Source organism: Variovorax sp. WDL1, from assembly GCF_001541225.1.
Taxonomy (GTDB): Bacteria; Pseudomonadota; Gammaproteobacteria; order Burkholderiales; family Burkholderiaceae_C; genus Variovorax.
This window is the reverse complement of the sequence record NZ_LMTS01000116.1, coordinates 1-1,818: the sequence shown is the minus strand read 5'-3', so window position 1 is coordinate 1,818 and position 1,818 is coordinate 1. Positions and strand designations below refer to the sequence as shown.

The 1,818-nt window shown below is 63.7% G+C and carries 2 protein-coding genes; both read right to left on the bottom strand.

The genetic code is table 11. From position 1 onward, the window contains the following. Positions 1-167: 167 nt before the first annotated feature. Entirely contained in the window at positions 168-1,109 is a 942-nt protein-coding gene (locus APY03_RS16075; protein WP_068678192.1) for a LysR family transcriptional regulator, read from the bottom strand. A gap of 50 nt (positions 1,110-1,159) precedes the next feature. Continuing rightward, a partial coding sequence (locus APY03_RS16070; protein WP_157103411.1) for an amidohydrolase family protein occupies positions 1,160-1,818 on the bottom strand: 659 nt, incomplete at its 5' end.

Below are 1,818 nucleotides of genomic sequence, written 5' to 3'. Positions count from 1 at the left end.
AGACCGCGAAGGGCGGCACAGTCTGTGCGACGCTGCCGGGGAGTGGATAGTATGGTGGGCGGTAATCATCATAACAAGTGGTTAATTCTTATGGTCTTCGATAAGACCACTAGATGAATCGAATCCCCGCGGCCGCGCGGCAAGGTGCTATGCGCTGGGCGGCAAGATCAGCTGGCTTGTGGGCGCCCCGCGGAGCGCGCCTCGGGCTGCGCACCGGGGCGACCGAACAGGTCAACCAGGAAATCGACGAACACACGCACCTTGCGGGAAAGTCCGCGGCTGCTCGGATACACGGCGTACAACTCGGCGTCCCCCGGCCGCGGATTCACCCAGTAATCGCTCAGCACCCGCACCAGCCGGCCTTCGGAAATGTACAACCGGACCATCCATTCGTGCACGACGATCAGGCCAATGTCGCTCAGCGCCGCCGACAGCAGCACCAGGGAGTTGTCCGTGCGCAGGCTGCCCTGCACCTCGATTTCCTGCTCCCGCCCTTCGCGGCTGAAGGCCCAACGGCTGCCGTAGTCGCGCGCGGTGTACAGCAGGCAGTTGTGGCGACGCAGGTCCTCTGGCGTGCGGGGAATGCCGTGGCGCTCGAAGTAGACCGGCGATCCGCAGACGATGCGCTGGCTCGGGCTCAGGCGCCGCGCGACGATCTCCGAGTCCGGGATATGGCCCATCCATACCGCAACGTCGATGTTGTTGGCGATGAGGTCGCGCCTCTCGTCGGAGAGCGAGATGTCCAGGCTCAGCTCCGGATACTGCGCCATAAAGGCCGGCAGCGCGGGGACAATCATGGTCGTGCCTGCGGACACTCGGATGGACACCCGCAGCACGCCCTTGACGCTGTCCTGGAAGGATTTCGCATCGGACTTCGCGTTGCTGAGGGCGTTGAAAATCGCGCAGGCCCGCTCATAAAAGCGCCGGCCCGGCTCCGTGAGCGAAAGGCTGCGGGTGTTGCGATTCAGCAGGCGCACTCCCAATTCGTCCTCCAGTGACTTCACCTGCCGCGACACCGAACTGATCGACGACATCTCCCGGGCTGCCGCGGAGAAGCTGCCGGCTTCGACCACCCTGATGAAAGTCTGGATCCGCGTGAATTCGTCCATTGGGAAAGCTCCCTATTCGGGCGATTCTCCCCGAATCGGGCCAGCTGCGATCAGGGTGCAAGAGTTCGCAGGCGATAGAACCGCGCGGCGCTGCGCCAGAACAAGTCCGCCTTTTCGTCGGGGCTCGCTCCCGCGACGATGCGCTTCATCGCGTTCCAGCCGATCCCGTATCCATAGCTGCTCTTGTCCGCAGGGAAGTTGCTTTCGAACATGCAACGGGCCGGCCCGAACGTCTCGATGCAGTGTTCGATCCACGGTCGCCAGGCTTCGGCGAGCTCCGCCGAAGAGGGGGACTGCTCCCTTGCATCGAATCCGAATCCGGTCAGAGGCATGCCAAGTCCACCAAGCTTGACCATGACGTTCGTGCAGGCGGCAAGCTCCATCAGTCCGGCGGACCACGCTGCGAACACCTCTTCCCTGCGTTGCGCATGTCGTCCTGTGAGAACAATACCTCCGCAGTGGTTCAGCACAATGGACGTCTGCGGAAACGCGCGCGCGAGCGCCGCCAGCCGCGGAAGTTGCGGAAAGAGGATCCAGGCGTCGAAGCTGAGACCAAGCGGTTCGAGGTGAGCGAATCCGGCGCGGAACTCCGGCGAAGCCAGCAGGTGTTCGCTCGTCCGATAAGCCGGATTCAGCAGGCTGCCGTCCGGGTTCCACGCAGCGATGTGGCGGATACCGCGGAATCGGCCATCGCCGGCGCGGACATGAG